This is a genomic window from Bordetella sp. H567 (genome assembly GCF_001704295.1).
Taxonomy (GTDB): domain Bacteria; phylum Pseudomonadota; class Gammaproteobacteria; order Burkholderiales; family Burkholderiaceae_B; genus Bordetella_C.
Window position 1 is genome coordinate 73,648 of sequence record NZ_CP012334.1, and the last position, 13,852, is coordinate 87,499.

Consider the following 13,852-nt stretch of genomic DNA (forward strand, 5'->3'; position numbering starts at 1 on the left):
TCGCCCGTGCTCGGGGATTCAACCTGGCAGCAGCTGATTGTTTTCAACGCGTATCGCCTGTCCGGGCGCGTACTGGAAGGGCGTCGCGCTCTGGAACGTATGGGTGCGTCCGTCGTTGGTCCGCGCCACGAGCTGATAGCGTGTCACGGTCTGTTGCTGCTTGATATTACGCTCGATTTCGCGGCCTGCCAAAGCACCGCCTACCGCGCCCAGCACGGTCAGCGCGGTGCGGCCGTGGCCGCCGCCGAACTGGTTGCCGACCACGCCACCCACCACCCCGCCGGCGACCGTGCCAACGATGGGTTCGCTCTGGTTCTGCACCGGGACCTGCACGGTATTGACCGACACCACCACGCCGCATTGCGGGCACGCCGCGGCGCCGGGCTGCGATGGGGCCGGAGCCTGACCGGACGGTGCCGGCGCCTGGCCTTGGCGTGGCACCGCCGGCGTGGCGGGCGCCTGGGCGACGCGCTGCGGCGGGGCCGCTGCCGGCGGCGCGGCCGTGGCCCGCGGCGCGCCGGCGGTGCCCGCCTGCCCGGGCAGCGGCGCCAGATTGGCGTCCTCCGGCCCGGCCGCGCTGGCCTCCTGCTGGACGGCTTTGCCCTGCTGCGCGCTGGGCGTGGGCAGCCAGCCCATGATGGCGGCAATGGCCACGCCGCTCAGTGCGATGACGCAGACGGCCGCAATGGCGACCAGGGGATGCAGGCCGCGCCGCGAGGCCAGCCCCTGCAATGGCGCTGGAGTGTTCATAACAGTCTCCTTGGAGAAACGACGGCCCGATGTATAGCACCGGGTCCTATTTTCAGCGTATTGCCAAAGTGACCGTTTGAAAGTTTTGCAAGGCCCGGACAGGGCGCGCCGGTAACGTTGAACGCGTTGCGCGCGTTGCGGCATCCCTTTGCGCGCGGTTCTGGGACAATCACCCGATGGATAACGCCATTCCTATCACCCGGCTCGAAGACGCTATCAACTATTGGCGCAATCGCATTCCCGCCACGGGCGAGGAATCGCGCCTGTGCGCGCAGGCGGCTGCGCTGGCCACGCCCTATGCATTGATGATCGTGACCGGGCGCCGGGATATTCCCACGGCGGAACTGGACGAGCCCGCACAGGCGGCCTTCGCCGCCTGGGAAGCGGCCGTGGGGGGCACGATCAGGCCAACAGCGCCTTGATGTCGTGCGCTAGCGATTGGACGTCCGCGCCGTTGCCGGCCAACACTCGCGCTTCGCCCTTGGTATCCAGCAGGTAAAAGGCCGCGCTGTGGTCCATGCTGTAATCCGTGCCGTTCTTGGCCGGCACCTTGGCGTAATACACCTTGAAGGACGTAGCGGCCTGCTTGACCTGCTCCGGCGTGCCGGTCAGGCCGACGAAGGATGGATTGAACGTCTGCACGTACTGCTTCAGCACTTCAGGCGTATCGCGTTCCGGGTCCACGGTGATCATGGCGACCTGCACGCGTGAGGCATCGGGCCCCAGCGCCTGCATGACCTGCGCCAGTTCCGCCAGCGAGGTCGGGCAGACGTCGGGACACTGCGTATAGCCGAAGAACACCACCAGCACCTTGCCCGCGTAGTCCGACAGCGTGCGCGGCCGGCCGTCTTGGTCGACCATGGACAGGTTCTTGCCCAGGTGCGTACCCGTGATATCGCTGCCCTTGAAGGACGGCGCGTCCTGCCCGCAGGCCGCCAGCAGGGCGGCAATGGGCAAGGCGGCGAAGGTGCGCAGCAGGGCGCGGCGCGGGACGGCGGTGACGGGCATGGAAAGGTCTCGCGGCGGATCAGGCCAGCAGCAGGGCCCAATGATCGATCAGCAGGGCGCCAAACAGCAGCGACAGGTACACGATGGAATAGCGGAACAGCTTGCGCGCCAGCGCATCGGAATAGGCGCGATACAGCTGCCAGGCATAGCCCACGAATACGGCGCCCAGCAGCAGCGCGCTGACCAGATAGATCAGCCCGCTCATGCGGATGGCGTACGGCAGCAGGGTCGTGGCCAGCAGCGCGACGCTGTACAACAGGATGTGCAGGCGGGTGAACTTCTGGCCATGCGTGACCGGAAGCATGGGCAGGCCCGCCTTGACGTAGTCGTTGGTGCGGTACAGCGCCAGGGCCCAGAAGTGCGGCGGCGTCCAGATGAAGATGATCAGCACCAGCAGCCATGCCTGTGCCGGCGTGGCGTTGGCAACGGCCGCCCAGCCCAGGGCCGGCGGCATGGCGCCGGACAGCCCGCCGATGACGATGTTCTGTGGGGTGCGGGGCTTCAGGATGACCGTGTAAATGACGGCGTAGCCGACAAAGGTGGCGAACGTCAGCCACATCGTCAGCGGGTTCACCAGGTTGTACAGCACCAGCATGCCGGCGCCGCCCAGCAGCCCGGACAGGGCCAGCACCTGCTGCGGCAGGATGGTGCCGCGGGCCGTGGGCCGCCGCGCGGTGCGCAGCATGCGCGCGTCCACTTCCTGTTCGATCAGGCAGTTGATGGCGAAGGCCGCCGCGGCCAGCAGCCAGATGCCCAGCGTGGCGTACGCCACCCGTTTCAGGTCCGGAAGGCCGGGCGCGGCCAGGAACATGCCGATGACGGCACAAAACACCGCGAGCTGTGTCACGCGTGGCTTGGTCAGCACCAGGTACTGGCGCAGCAATCCGGAATCCGAGGCAACAAAACTGGTCATGATGGGCGGTATTTTAAACCGGCTGAGCGCCAGGACTTGTCAGCAGGGAAAATGCGCTTCGCCGCATCCCCCGGTTTGCCCGGCCGCGGCCACCCCGCGACAGCCTTCCAGGGTACGGCGCATCTTCCGACAGGTGGACGGCAGAACCGGCTCATGCGGGACTTTCCGCGGGACTGACCGGCCGCGACGCGCGCAGCGCCGGGCGCCCGGCGGTGGACAGGCGCACCAGCAGCGTGACGGTGGCCAGCACCAGGCCGGCCGCGCCGCCGTTGTGCAACACGGCGATCAGCAGGGGCCATTGGAAAAAAATGGTGGTCAGCCCGGTCGCCAGCTGGGCCAGCAGCAGGCCCAGCACCAGGTTGGCGGGGCCGCGCAGCCCGCGCTCCCTGCGCAAACGGACACCCAGGGTACCCAGATAGGCGAAAACGACGAAGGCGAAATTGCGGTGCACCCAGTGGATGGCGGTCAGGGCGTATTGGGAAATCATCTGGCCCGACGGGAGTTCGCCCAGTGCCCGGATGATGGAATAGCCGTCCTTGAAGTCCATGGGCGGCAGCCATTGCCCCTGGCAGGTCGGAAAGTCCATGCAGGCCAGCGCCGCGTAATTGGTGCTGACCCAGCCGCCCAGTGCGATCTGCAGCGTGAGCAGCGCCAGGCCGCCCACCACCCAGCCGCGCCAGCGCGCCGCCGCCGCGCCCAGCGCCTGATAGGGGCGTTCGCGCGCCGCCAGCCAGGTCATGACGGCCAGCGTCAACATCCCGAACAGCAGGTGCGAGGTGACGACCACGGGCATCAGCTGATGGGTGACCGTCCACGCGCCGAACGCGCCCTGCACGCACACGACGACCAGCGCCGCCGTGGCCAGCGCGGGCGAGCGGCCCAGCCGGCCGCGATGGCGCCAGGCCATGTAGACGATGGCGATGATCAGCATGCCCAGGGCGGACCCTGCATAGCGATGCACCATTTCGATCCAGGCCTTGGACAGCGATACGGCGCCGAAAGGCATGGCCTGGTTGGCGGCGTGGATGTCGGACAGCGAGCCCAGGGGGGTCACGCTGCCGTAGCAGCCGGGCCAGTCGGGGCAGCCCAGGCCCGAATCGGTCAGACGCACGAAGGCGCCGAACATGATCAGGTCCAGCGTCAGAAACCAGGTGAAGAACACCAGTTTGCGGTAGCGGCGAATAACGGGGTCCATGGACTCAGCCAATACGCGAGTTGTAGATGAGCTTGCTGACGTCCTTGCGGACCTGCACCGGATCGGCGTCGGGCGGGAATTGCAGCATCAGATGCCCCAGGGGATCGACCATCCAGATCGGCCCGGCGAGCGCTTCGGCGGCGCCGGCGGGGTTGCCGGCGCCCGCATTGCCGCCGGCAATCGCGGCCGGCGGCGACGCCCCGGCCGCCGTGGCCGTACCCGCTGGCGCACCCAGCAGGAAGGGCGCCAGCTGCGCGGGTCGCGCTCGCACCATGACCGTGCCCCGATAGGCATCCAGGACCTTCTGGGGCACGGGCGCGTCGTCGATGATGAACCACACGCGGACGAGCCGGTCGACGTTTTTCCCCTGGCTGGCGTGGGTATTGCGGATGATGAACAGCTTGCGGGCACACGACTCGGGGCACGCGCCGCCGTCGGCCGCCATCAGCAGCCATTTGCCCTTCAGGCTGGCCAGGTCGAAAGGCTGGCCGTCCAGCGTGGCCAGCGGCAGCGCGGCCGCCGCGGGAATGTCGCGCTGCGGCTCTACCAGCGTGCCGTAGTTGCTGCTGTCTTCCGGCCACCATTGCGGGTTCAGGTACATGATCAGCGCGCCCAGTATGGGCGCGAGCGTGATCAGGAAGATCGCGATCATGACGGACCTGGCGCGGCGCCGCGTGGCGGGCACCGCCTGGGACGAGGGAATCGGGGTGGATCTGGCCAAAATGTCTTTCCTGCGATACGGAATTCAGGGTGGCAATGTACACGGGAGGGGCGGGCGCCGCGCTGCCGCACGGGCCTGAACGGCGCGGTGCCGCTAGGGTCCGCGCCCGCGCGCGGCGCGCACGGCCACGACGACGAAGGCGATGCCGGCAATACCGGCGAAGGCGAACCACTGCATCGCGTAGCCCAGGTTCTGGTTGTAGTCCACCGAAGGCTGCGGCCACTCGCGCACCAGCCCGTCGCCCGAGGGCGCATGCTGCTCCATGACCGCCGGCAGCAGGTGCAGGCCGGTGGCCCGGGCATAGGCATCCAGGTCCAGATTCTGCACCGTTGGCGGGCCATCCCGCGATGGCCATGCGGTGGGCAGGACGTCGTCGGACGCGCCGCCAGGGTTCCACAATTCGAACAGCCTGGGCACACGCCGCACCAGTTCGCCCGACACGGTACGCACGCCGTCCGGCAACGCCGGCGCGGCCTCGGGCGGTTCCCCGGGCAGCGTGCGCGGCAGCCATCCGCGCAACACCAGCACCGCGGTGTTCGACCCTTCTTCGAGCATCAGCGGCGTGGCGATCCAGTAGCCCGGCCGCCCGTTCTGGTTGCGGTTGTCCAGGCGCACCGTCATGTCGGCGCGCCAGCGTCCCTGCACCGATACGGGCCGCCAGGGGCGCAGATCGTCGCTGGGCGTGGCGGCCGTCAGCAGCAGGGGCGGCTGGCGCCGGCCGCTCTCAATGGCCGCGAGGACGGCACGCCTTTCGTCGGCACGGCGCAGTTGCCAGCGTCCCAGCGAGGCGAGCAATACCACCATGATGCCCAGCAGCACCAACGCGGTCAAAGTGCGATGCGCACGAGCCATGTCTGCAATAATCCTGGTTTGCACCCGGAGGCACTATGCGCGTCTTAGTTGTCCTGGCTTTTGCCGGCATCCTCGCCAGCCTGGCCTCGGCCCTGGTTTACCTGATGAGGGATAAAGGCACCACCAATAGGACGGTCAATGCCTTGACCGTGCGCATCGGGCTTTCCGTCGCCCTTTTCCTGTTCGTGCTGCTCGCCCACTATTTCGGCTGGATAGAGAGCACGGGGCTTAGATAGCGGCGCGGGCCGCGGGTTCCCGCGCGACGTGGGCGGCCCCGCGCCGCAAGGCCGCGCGGGCGCGGCGCCACCGGCAAGGCAGCGCGCGCCCGGGTGGTCAGAACCAGTAGACGAACAGGTACAGACCCAGCCAGACGACGTCCACGAAGTGCCAATACCAGGCGGCGCCTTCGAAGCCGAAGTGATGATCCGCCGTGAAATGGCCGCGGATCAGGCGGAACAGGATCACGGTCAGCATGGTCGCGCCCATGATCACGTGAAAGCCGTGGAAGCCCGTCAACATGAAGAACAGCGAGCCATAGGCGCCGGAACTGAATTTCAGGTTCAGCTCGGTGTAGGCGTGGTGGTATTCGAAGGCCTGGCAGCCGACGAACAGCGCGCCCAGCAGCACCGTCAGCGCCAGCCACAAAATGGCCTTGCCGCGGTGATCCTCGCGCAACGCATGGTGCGAGATGGTCAGCGTGACCCCGGAGCTCAACAGCAGCGCGGTGTTGATCGTGGGCAGCCAGAAGGGACCGACCGTCGCGAAGTGCTCGACCACGCCGGCCGGCCCGAAGTTGGGCCACACGGCGTTGAAATCGGGCCACAGCAGCAGCTTATGGTCCAGGTCGCCCAGCCACGGCGTCGTGATGGTGCGCACGTACCACAGCGCGCCGAAGAAGCCGCCGAAGAACATGACCTCGGAAAAAATGAACCAGCTCATGCCCCAGCGGTACGACACGTCCACGCGCTTGCTGTTCATGCCGCGTTCGGATTCGCCGATGGCGTCGCCGAACCAGCGGAACAGCACCGCGATGAGGCACAGCAGGCCCAGCAGCACCAGCCATTTTCCTACCTGCACGCCGTTGACCCAGCATGCCGCGCCCGACGCGATGATCAGCAAAGCGATTGCGCTGCGCACCGGATGGCCCGAATCCGCGGGCACATAGTAGTAGGGCGCCTCTTTCGCTTGAACCGAGTGTCCTGCACTCATGGTCTTCTCCCTGGTACTTATACGTCGAATAGTGTTTCAGCTCTGACTTGCCACGACCCAGTGCACGATGGTCACCAGGACCACCACGAAGATCACGCCGGCCAGAACGCCGGCGATGATCAGGTGCACCGGATTCAAGCGCGCGTCTTCCTGGTAGCCCGTGCCCTTGCGGATGCCCAGCATGCCCCAGGCCACCGCCTTCAGCGTCTGCAGGAAGCTGGTCTTGCGTTGCGGGGAATCGGGCTGCGTGGCCATGGCTGCGTCCTCAGTCCACGCCACCGGCGAACAGGTTGCCGCCCTTGAGCATCGCCCAGGCGAACACCGCCACGACGAAGGCCAGCAGCACCAATCCGACGATGCGGTTGCGGCGGCGTTGTTCGGGTGTCATGGCGGATCCTGCCTGCATTTGCCTGTGGCCTTTACCTTACTTCACTTCGGGCGGCGTTTCGAAGGTATGGAAGGGCGCCGGCGACGGCACCGTCCATTCCAGCCCTTCCGCGCCCTCCCACGGCTTGGCGGCCGCCGGTTCGCCCTTGCCCGCATAGCAGCGCAGGATGGCGTACAGGAAGATCAGCTGCGACAGGCCGAACCAGAAGGCGCCGATCGTGGCGACCTGGTGAAAGGTCGTGAATTGGGCGGCGTAGTCCGCATAGCGGCGCGGCATGCCGGCCAGCCCCAGGAAGTGCATGGGGAAGAAGGTCACGTTGAACGAAATCAGCGACGACCAGAAGTGCAGCTTGCCAAGCTTTTCGCTGTACATGCGGCCGGTCCACTTCGGCATCCAGTAGTAGGCGCCGGCGAACAACCCGAACAGCGAGCCCGCCACCAGCACGTAGTGGAAGTGCGCCACCACGTAGTAGGTGTCATGCACCTGGATGTCGATGGGCGCCACCGACAGGATCAGGCCGGTGAAGCCGCCCATGGTGAACACGAAAATGAAGCCGATGGCCCACAGCATGGGCGTTTCGAACGTCATCGACCCGCGCCACATCGTGGCCACCCAGTTGAACACCTTCACCCCGGTCGGGATGGAGATCAGCATGGTCGCGTACATGAAGTAAAGCTGGCCGGTCACCGGCATGCCGGTGGTGAACATGTGGTGCGCCCACACGATGAAGGACAGCACCGCGATGGCGGCCGTCGCGTACACCATGGAGGCGTAGCCGAACAGCGGCTTGCGGGCGAAGGCCGGGACCACAGCGGAGACGATGCCGAAGGCCGGCAAAATCATGATGTAGACCTCGGGATGCCCGAAGAACCAGAACACGTGCTGGTACAGCACGGGATCGCCGCCGGCGGCCGCATTGAAGAAATCCGTGCCGAAGTGGCGGTCGGTGAGCACCATGGTGATGGCGGCGGCCAGCACCGGCATCACCGCGATCAGCAGGAAGGCGGTGATCAGCCAGGTCCAGCAGAACAGCGGCATCTTCATCAGCGTCATGCCCGGCGCGCGCATGTTCAGGATGGTGACGATGACGTTGATCGCACCCATGATGGACGAGGCGCCCATGATGTGTATGGCGAAGATCGCCAGGTCCATGCCGGGGCCCATCTGCAGCGACAGCGGCGCATACAGCGTCCAGCCGGCGGCGGTGGCGCCGCCCGGCACGAAGAAGGACGACGTCAGCAGAATCGCCGCCATCGGCAGGATCCAGAAGCTGAAGTTGTTCATGCGCGCGAACGCCATGTCCGATGCGCCGATCTGCATCGGGATCATCCAGTTCGCGAAGCCGACGAAGGCCGGCATGATGGCGCCGAACACCATGATCAGGCCGTGCATGGTGGTGAACTGGTTGAACAGTTCCGGACGGAAGAACTGCAGGCCGGGCTCGAACAGCTCCGTGCGCAGCAACAGCGCGAGCGTGCCGCCTTCCAGCAACATCAGGAACGAGAAGATGAGATACATCGTCCCGATATCCTTGTGGTTGGTGGCGAACAGCCAGCGCCGCCATCCGCTGGGGATGGCGTGGTGATGGTCATCGTGACCATGGCCGTGCCCGTGGCCCGGCTCGACGTGGTCTACAGTGACGCTGCTCATAGTCTCAACTCCTTCCTGCATGTTGCCAGGCCGTTCCACGGCCTGGCTGAGGTATTCGGTATCTGACGAATGCGCGCATGTCCGGGCGGCTGCCCGGACGCGGCGCTAGTGCGGCGACGACTTGACGGTGGACGGCTGGACGGTCGGATCCTGGCCCTTGCCCGCATTGCTCCAGGCATGGCGGGTATAGGAAATGACCGCGGCGACTTCCACGTCGTTGAGCTGATTCATGAAGGCCGGCATCGGCGTGCCGGGACGCCCGTGCAGCACGGTCTTGATCTGCTCGGCCGGCGGACCCAGCACGATCTTGTCGCCGTCCAGGGCCGGGAAGGAGCCCGGAACGCCCTTGCCGTTGGCCTGGTGGCAGACCGCGCAATTCGCGCCGAAGACCTTTTCGCCGCGGGCGATCAGATCGCCTTCGGCCCATTGCTTGTTGGGGTCGTCGGCCGCCGAGGCCAGTTTCTTCTTCTGGTCGTCGGCCCACTTGGCGAAGTCTTCCTTGGACTTGACCTCTACCACGATGGGCATGAAGGCGTGGTCCTTGCCGCACAGCTCGGCACACTGCCCGCGGTAGGTGCCGACCTTCTCGGCGCGGAACCAGGTGTCGCGCAGGAAGCCGGGAATCGCATCCTGCTTGACGCCGAAGTCCGGCACCATCCAGGAGTGGATGACGTCGCCGGCCGTCAGCACGATACGGACTTTCTCGTCCACCGGCACCACCAGGGGATTGTCCACTTCCATCAAGTAGAACTCGCCCTTGGGTTCACGGCCTTCGATCTGCGCACGCGGCGTGGAAAGCGTGGACAGGAACTTGACGCCGGTAGCCGGCCCGTCCACGTATTCGTAGCCCCACTTCCATTGGTAGCCCGTGACCTTGACGGTCAGGTCGGAACTGGACGTGTCTTTCATGGCAACCACCGTCTTCGTGGCGGGCAGGGCCATGGCGATAACGATGAAGAAAGGGATGACGGTCCAGGCGACTTCCACGCCGACGTGCTCGTGGAAGGTGGCCGGCTGGTGCCCACGCGATTTGCGATGCGCCCAGATGGAATAGAACATGACGCCAAAGACGCCGATGAAGATGACCAGACAGATGCTGAGCATCATCCAGTGCAGCCACGTCACCTCCTGGGCAATCCGCGTAACGCCTTCATGCAGGTTTAGCTGGTCGACCCTGGGGCCTCCGGGCATATCCTTGACCTGGGCACAGGCAATGCCGCTTGCCAGCATTGCGCACGTTCCCAGTATCCCTCTCCACTTCTTCATGCTGACCCTCTATCATGACGCGTCCAGGGCCGTGCCGATGTGGCAGGGTGCTGCCGGTACCTACACGGGAAAACGCGCGATTATTGGACGGCAGATTTCGAGACGGGCGTAAAACCACTGCCGACCCGCGTCGGTTCTGCTCGAATCACAAAGAAACCGCCGGATTATAGCGGAGCCGGCATTCCCCCGTATCGCCGCGCGCCAAAGCCGGCTTGGCGCCGCTTCCCGTGCGGTCCCCGGCAAGGCGGGCGCGGGCGCGCTGCCCCATGGCCGCGGCCGCGAATAAGCCCCTAAAATCCCGCCATGCAGCACACCTTCCCGTCTTCGCCCTATCCGCCCCTGCCCGACGACCTGTATGCGGCGCTGCGCCATCGCGCACAGGAACCCGTCCCGCCATCGTCGCGCGGCCTGTATATCGCCGGCCGCCGTTGCGGCCAGGCAACCCTGGCGGCCTGCGACGCGCTGCGCGGGCAGCCCGGCGTGCGCATCGAGGCGGACAGCCTGCGGCTGGGCGAGGGCGTGCGTGCAGGCCCGGACCTGGACGCGATGCTCGCCGCCGTCGCGCATACCTTGCGGCAAGCTGACTGCCTGCGCGGCTGGCGCGATGAGCTGCTGGACATCCACGATGAATCGGACCTGCGACTCGGCGCCATCGAGCGCGCCGCGGTACGGCCGCTGGGCATCCTGACGCGGGCGGTGCACCTGAATGCCTGGACGACGGACGGGCGCCTGTGGGTGGCGCGGCGCGCCCTGAACAAGGCGACGGACCCGGGCATGTGGGACACCCTGGTGGGCGGATTGGTCGCCAGCGGCGAATCGCTGGACGTGGCGCTGATCCGGGAATGCGAGGAAGAAGCGGGCCTGGCGCCGCGGCATATCCGTGCCCGCGATCCCCTGCGCACCGTGCTGCGCATGCACCGGCGCCTGCCGGAAGGCTACCAGGTGGAAGACCTGCTGGTCAGCCGCTGCGTGCTGGCCGACGACGTGCGACCGGCCAACCGCGACGGCGAGGTGATGGAATTCGCGACCGTGACGCCCGGGCAGGCGCACGCCATGGCCGCGAACGGCGAATTCACATTGGAAGCGGCGCTGGTCGTGATCAACGATATCCGCGCGCATGGCGCGGCTCGATGAATAAGAAACGAGCTGATATTTGCGCGGTTCCTGCCGCCTGACCTTCACGTCGATAAGCTGCGCCGGGGTGCCCGCGACCATGCATGGTGCATGGTCGCGGCGCCCCGTTTTTGCACTCGCATGAAGGAGCGACCACATGGCGGACGTCATCGTTTTTGGTTTGAGGATTCCCGTTAACTCCGATTTTCGGCCGCCGGCACGGCCGGCAGGTCCGGAGCGGAATGTTTTTGTGGCGGTGGGCCCGCCGTCATCGGCGGAAGGCTCCGGGGCCGTAGCGGGCGGCCGCACGCACGTGACCGCGTCGGGAGAAAGCGCGGACCCCTCTTCCGAAATGCTGGAGGCCACGATGACGGCCGCGGCCTCATTCGAAGCGTTTGACGCCTGCAATCCGCCGGGTGGGCGCGCCCTTACCGCGCAGGAAAAGCAGGCCCTGGACCAATACGTGGAAGAGGGCCGCTGGCCGGAGCGGCGCGCCGAAGCCGTGGACCGCATCAGCAGCCTGATCCGGGAAGGCCGCACGTCGCTGGTGATGACGGACCTGCGCCTGACGCGCCTGCCCGATCTGGTGACGACGCTGCGCCTGAATACGCTGGATGTCTCCGGCAACCAGCTGCACGAACTCGCGGTTCCCGCGAAGTGTTCATTCTTCTATGTATCGGGCAATAAGCTGTCCTCCATGCCCGTGCTGCCGGAAGACACCCGCATGGTGTTCGCTTCGGACAACCCTATCCGCGAATTTCGCGGGCCGCTGCCGTCGACGCTGCATCATGTGCAGGCCGCGAACAATGCGTTGGACACGATCCCGCCGCTGCCGCCGTCGGTCACATACTTCAACATCGCGGGCAACACGGGCCGGCTCGCGCAAGCCGACGTCGACGCCCGGATGCGCGGGACGCGCGGGGCGGCGGTTGCCTGATGCCGGGGTGCCATCATGTATCTATCCAATAGCGTCCCGCTCGATGGGTTCTCGACCTGGTATGTTCCGCCGCCGCCGGACGCATCTCAGGGACCCCACGAACCCCATGCACCCCATGCCGCCGCCAGTGCATCGGCTGTCAGCGGCCCCTCTACGAGGTGGCCAGCGGAAAATGGCTGGTCGGCCGCTTCGAAGAAGAGCACCCGCTGGCGGCATGCCTATGCATGGCCTGGATCGAACGCTGCGCCCCGCACACCGTGCGAAATCTTCCGCCGACGGAACTCATGCTGGACTACCGTCCGCACGGCAGCCCGGCCGAGCAGGCCGCGGAATGCGTCCGTTTGCTGAGCTGCGGCGCCATGTCCCTCTCGCTGGACGGCAAGCCGCATGGGGAAGCCATGGAGACAATGGCCGGGCTGCTGTCCGTGCATGGCTGCGGCATCCTGCTGACCCCGGGACATGCCAGGGTGCTGGACAAAATCGAGCGCCCGCTCGCCGACGGATATGTGATCACGCTGCGCGATCCCGATACCTGCTCGGCGCGCGTCATCCGCGACCATCGCGAATTCTGGGAGGACAACGCGGCGTCGCCGGACGTGACGCCGATGGCCGACGATAGTATCCACGGCCCCGGCGACATCCTGATCGTGCCGCCCCGGCCGCTGCGCTTTCCGCTTTCGCCGGCGCTTGCATAGGGCCGCGGCGCCCACGGGCGCGGGCGGATAAGGCTGGCCTTTATCCGCCCGGGCTATCCCCGGCGATGTCGCTCATGGCCAAGATCGCGGCTTCGAACTCAGGTTCGCCGCTGGCGGCCATGGCGCGCGATCGCTGGGGATCAGGCCGAAAGACGCGAGTCCCGGATAAGCACGGGCGCGCATATCCTGGCGTCGACGGCGGCCTGCGTCAGCTTGCCGCCGTTGCCCTCGATATCGAATTGGACCATGGACGCCGGCATCGACGGCAGCGCATCCAGCATGTTATTCGGTGCGTACACATGGCTGAGCGTGCTGGGCAGCGGCCCGCGGAATTCGCGAATGGGGTTGTCCGCCGCGAAGACCATGCGGGTGCCTTCGGGAAGGACCGGCATGGCGGTCAAGGCATTGCGGGATACATGCAGGAAGGCCACTTCGGCGGGCACCGCCAGCTCCGCAAGCTTGTTCCCCGAGACATCCAGCGTATCCAGGCGCAGCGTTTTCACGATGTCGGGCAGGCGGGTCAGGCCCAGATCACTCAGTGACAGCGCGCTGGCGTTGGACCCGATGAAGCAGGCTATCCGCTCGGCAGCCTTCGCCCGCTGTTCAGGCGGCTTGCCTTGGCTTACGTATTCGTCCAAGGCTTGTTTCTCCTCTGGGGTCAGCGTGCGTGCCACGTTCTGGCGTTTCGGTACGGCGAAGGCACGCTCCTGCTGGTGCAGCTGCGCCAATTCCGATGCGAACGACGCGGCGAATCCCTGGTCGACATGCTTCGACGTGATCAAGCCCAGCTCCCGGCCTTGTTGAGATCCGAGCGCGATGTCCTGGCCCCGTGCGGATGCCTTCAACATCAGGTCGTTCCGGTCCCGTGGAGATGCCACCAACATTCCTGCTTCCCGGCCCCCCGTTTCCAATCCCTGGGCCGATTCGGACGGCCGGTCCGATACCGCAGCCGACGCGAATTTCGATACCAGGCCTGCTGCCGTGATATCCAGCAGTCTGCCTATCATTCCGCCCACGATAGGCGTGTCGCCCGGAAGCTGCCAGGTATGGGCAGAGACACCTAATCCCATCATTGATACGTCGCTCATGTCGTCGCTCCTTCATGCGAGTGCAAGGGGGCTGGCTGCGCCGATGCGCGGATGCATCGGCTACATC

Annotated in this window: 17 protein-coding genes; 5 read left to right on the top strand and 12 right to left on the bottom strand. The window is 66.3% G+C overall.

Annotated features, from left to right (window positions below; all coding sequences use genetic code 11):
• Positions 1-18: 18 nt before the first annotated feature.
• Positions 19-750, bottom strand: coding sequence for a glycine zipper 2TM domain-containing protein (locus tag AKI39_RS00355; protein ID WP_066631367.1), 732 nt, complete (start codon positions 748-750; stop codon positions 19-21).
• A gap of 176 nt (positions 751-926) precedes the next feature.
• Between AKI39_RS00355 and AKI39_RS00360 the strand changes: the two genes are divergently transcribed.
• Positions 927-1,172, top strand: a complete 246-nt coding sequence (locus tag AKI39_RS00360; protein ID WP_066631368.1) for a DUF3717 domain-containing protein — start codon at positions 927-929, stop codon at positions 1,170-1,172.
• On the opposite strand, the gene AKI39_RS00365 is transcribed toward AKI39_RS00360, so the two are convergent.
• From AKI39_RS00365 to AKI39_RS00385, 5 genes are all read right to left on the bottom strand, one after another.
• A complete protein-coding gene (locus tag AKI39_RS00365) occupies positions 1,153-1,758 on the bottom strand; it encodes an SCO family protein (RefSeq protein WP_066631370.1) in 606 nt (201 codons plus the stop codon). The genes AKI39_RS00360 and AKI39_RS00365 overlap by 20 nt on opposite strands.
• Before the next feature lie 19 nt (positions 1,759-1,777).
• Entirely contained in the window at positions 1,778-2,671 is an 894-nt protein-coding gene (gene cyoE, locus AKI39_RS00370) for a heme o synthase (RefSeq protein WP_066631372.1), read from the bottom strand.
• Positions 2,672-2,822: 151 nt separating this feature from the next.
• Complete coding sequence (locus tag AKI39_RS00375; RefSeq protein ID WP_066631374.1) at positions 2,823-3,866, bottom strand: COX15/CtaA family protein; 1,044 nt, start codon at positions 3,864-3,866, stop codon at positions 2,823-2,825.
• A 4-nt stretch (positions 3,867-3,870) separates the two neighbouring features.
• On the bottom strand, positions 3,871-4,518 hold the full coding sequence (locus AKI39_RS00380) for an SCO family protein (RefSeq protein WP_066641896.1): 648 nt from the start codon (positions 4,516-4,518) through the stop codon (positions 3,871-3,873).
• A gap of 162 nt (positions 4,519-4,680) precedes the next feature.
• Positions 4,681-5,439, bottom strand: coding sequence for an SURF1 family protein (locus tag AKI39_RS00385; RefSeq protein ID WP_066631375.1), 759 nt, complete (start codon positions 5,437-5,439; stop codon positions 4,681-4,683).
• Positions 5,440-5,474: 35 nt separating this feature from the next.
• Here AKI39_RS00385 and AKI39_RS00390 point away from each other — a divergent pair, with 35 nt between their 5' ends.
• On the top strand, positions 5,475-5,675 hold the full coding sequence (locus AKI39_RS00390; RefSeq protein ID WP_066631377.1) for a twin transmembrane helix small protein: 201 nt from the start codon (positions 5,475-5,477) through the stop codon (positions 5,673-5,675).
• A gap of 97 nt (positions 5,676-5,772) precedes the next feature.
• Here AKI39_RS00390 and AKI39_RS00395 read toward each other — a convergent pair whose 3' ends face one another.
• The 5 genes from AKI39_RS00395 to coxB form a co-directional block, all read right to left on the bottom strand.
• Positions 5,773-6,648, bottom strand: coding sequence for a cytochrome c oxidase subunit 3 (locus AKI39_RS00395; RefSeq protein WP_066631379.1), 876 nt, complete (start codon positions 6,646-6,648; stop codon positions 5,773-5,775).
• Between the two features lie 36 nt (positions 6,649-6,684).
• The gene (locus AKI39_RS00400) at positions 6,685-6,903 is read right to left on the bottom strand and encodes a DUF2970 domain-containing protein (protein WP_066631381.1); all 219 of its coding nucleotides are present in this window, start codon (positions 6,901-6,903) and stop codon (positions 6,685-6,687) included.
• Positions 6,904-6,913: 10 nt separating this feature from the next.
• Complete coding sequence (locus tag AKI39_RS25940; protein WP_235610716.1) at positions 6,914-7,036, bottom strand: cytochrome oxidase small assembly protein; 123 nt, start codon at positions 7,034-7,036, stop codon at positions 6,914-6,916.
• Positions 7,037-7,072: 36 nt separating this feature from the next.
• Positions 7,073-8,686: a cytochrome c oxidase subunit I gene (gene ctaD, locus AKI39_RS00405; protein ID WP_066631386.1), complete on the bottom strand. Its 1,614-nt coding sequence runs from the start codon at positions 8,684-8,686 to the stop codon at positions 7,073-7,075.
• Between the two features lie 105 nt (positions 8,687-8,791).
• Positions 8,792-9,952, bottom strand: a complete 1,161-nt coding sequence (gene coxB / locus AKI39_RS00410; RefSeq protein ID WP_066631389.1) for a cytochrome c oxidase subunit II — start codon at positions 9,950-9,952, stop codon at positions 8,792-8,794.
• Between the two features lie 303 nt (positions 9,953-10,255).
• On the opposite strand from coxB, the gene AKI39_RS00415 reads away from it, so the two are divergent.
• The 3 genes from AKI39_RS00415 to AKI39_RS00425 all read left to right on the top strand — a co-directional run bounded on the left by AKI39_RS00415 (position 10,256) and on the right by AKI39_RS00425 (position 12,697).
• Entirely contained in the window at positions 10,256-11,086 is an 831-nt protein-coding gene (locus tag AKI39_RS00415; RefSeq protein ID WP_145925157.1) for an NUDIX hydrolase, read from the top strand.
• A 292-nt stretch (positions 11,087-11,378) separates the two neighbouring features.
• On the top strand, positions 11,379-12,002 hold the full coding sequence (locus AKI39_RS00420) for a hypothetical protein (RefSeq protein WP_145925158.1): 624 nt from the start codon (positions 11,379-11,381) through the stop codon (positions 12,000-12,002).
• A 224-nt stretch (positions 12,003-12,226) separates the two neighbouring features.
• On the top strand, positions 12,227-12,697 hold the full coding sequence (locus AKI39_RS00425; protein WP_145925159.1) for a hypothetical protein: 471 nt from the start codon (positions 12,227-12,229) through the stop codon (positions 12,695-12,697).
• A gap of 140 nt (positions 12,698-12,837) precedes the next feature.
• Here AKI39_RS00425 and AKI39_RS00430 read toward each other — a convergent pair whose 3' ends face one another.
• Positions 12,838-13,785 (bottom strand): hypothetical protein, encoded by a 948-nt coding sequence (locus tag AKI39_RS00430; RefSeq protein ID WP_145925160.1) that lies wholly within the window; start codon positions 13,783-13,785, stop codon positions 12,838-12,840.
• Between the last annotated feature and the right edge of the window lie 67 nt (positions 13,786-13,852).

Coding starts and splice junctions, on each gene's coding strand:
- cyoE (WP_066631372.1), bottom strand. CDS start 2,671: ATGACCAGTTTTGTTGCCTCGGATTCCGGATTGCTGCGCCAGTACCTG.
- AKI39_RS00425 (WP_145925159.1), top strand. CDS start 12,227: ATGGCCTGGATCGAACGCTGCGCCCCGCACACCGTGCGAAATCTTCCG.
- AKI39_RS00430 (WP_145925160.1), bottom strand. CDS start 13,785: ATGAGCGACGTATCAATGATGGGATTAGGTGTCTCTGCCCATACCTGG.
- AKI39_RS00365 (WP_066631370.1), bottom strand. CDS start 1,758: ATGCCCGTCACCGCCGTCCCGCGCCGCGCCCTGCTGCGCACCTTCGCC.
- coxB (WP_066631389.1), bottom strand. CDS start 9,952: ATGAAGAAGTGGAGAGGGATACTGGGAACGTGCGCAATGCTGGCAAGC.
- AKI39_RS00360 (WP_066631368.1), top strand. CDS start 927: ATGGATAACGCCATTCCTATCACCCGGCTCGAAGACGCTATCAACTAT.
- AKI39_RS00355 (WP_066631367.1), bottom strand. CDS start 750: ATGAACACTCCAGCGCCATTGCAGGGGCTGGCCTCGCGGCGCGGCCTG.
- AKI39_RS00400 (WP_066631381.1), bottom strand. CDS start 6,903: ATGGCCACGCAGCCCGATTCCCCGCAACGCAAGACCAGCTTCCTGCAG.
- AKI39_RS00390 (WP_066631377.1), top strand. CDS start 5,475: ATGCGCGTCTTAGTTGTCCTGGCTTTTGCCGGCATCCTCGCCAGCCTG.
- AKI39_RS25940 (WP_235610716.1), bottom strand. CDS start 7,036: ATGACACCCGAACAACGCCGCCGCAACCGCATCGTCGGATTGGTGCTG.
- AKI39_RS00380 (WP_066641896.1), bottom strand. CDS start 4,518: ATGATCGCGATCTTCCTGATCACGCTCGCGCCCATACTGGGCGCGCTG.
- AKI39_RS00385 (WP_066631375.1), bottom strand. CDS start 5,439: ATGGCTCGTGCGCATCGCACTTTGACCGCGTTGGTGCTGCTGGGCATC.
- AKI39_RS00395 (WP_066631379.1), bottom strand. CDS start 6,648: ATGAGTGCAGGACACTCGGTTCAAGCGAAAGAGGCGCCCTACTACTAT.
- ctaD (WP_066631386.1), bottom strand. CDS start 8,686: ATGAGCAGCGTCACTGTAGACCACGTCGAGCCGGGCCACGGGCACGGC.
- AKI39_RS00375 (WP_066631374.1), bottom strand. CDS start 3,866: ATGGACCCCGTTATTCGCCGCTACCGCAAACTGGTGTTCTTCACCTGG.
- AKI39_RS00415 (WP_145925157.1), top strand. CDS start 10,256: ATGCAGCACACCTTCCCGTCTTCGCCCTATCCGCCCCTGCCCGACGAC.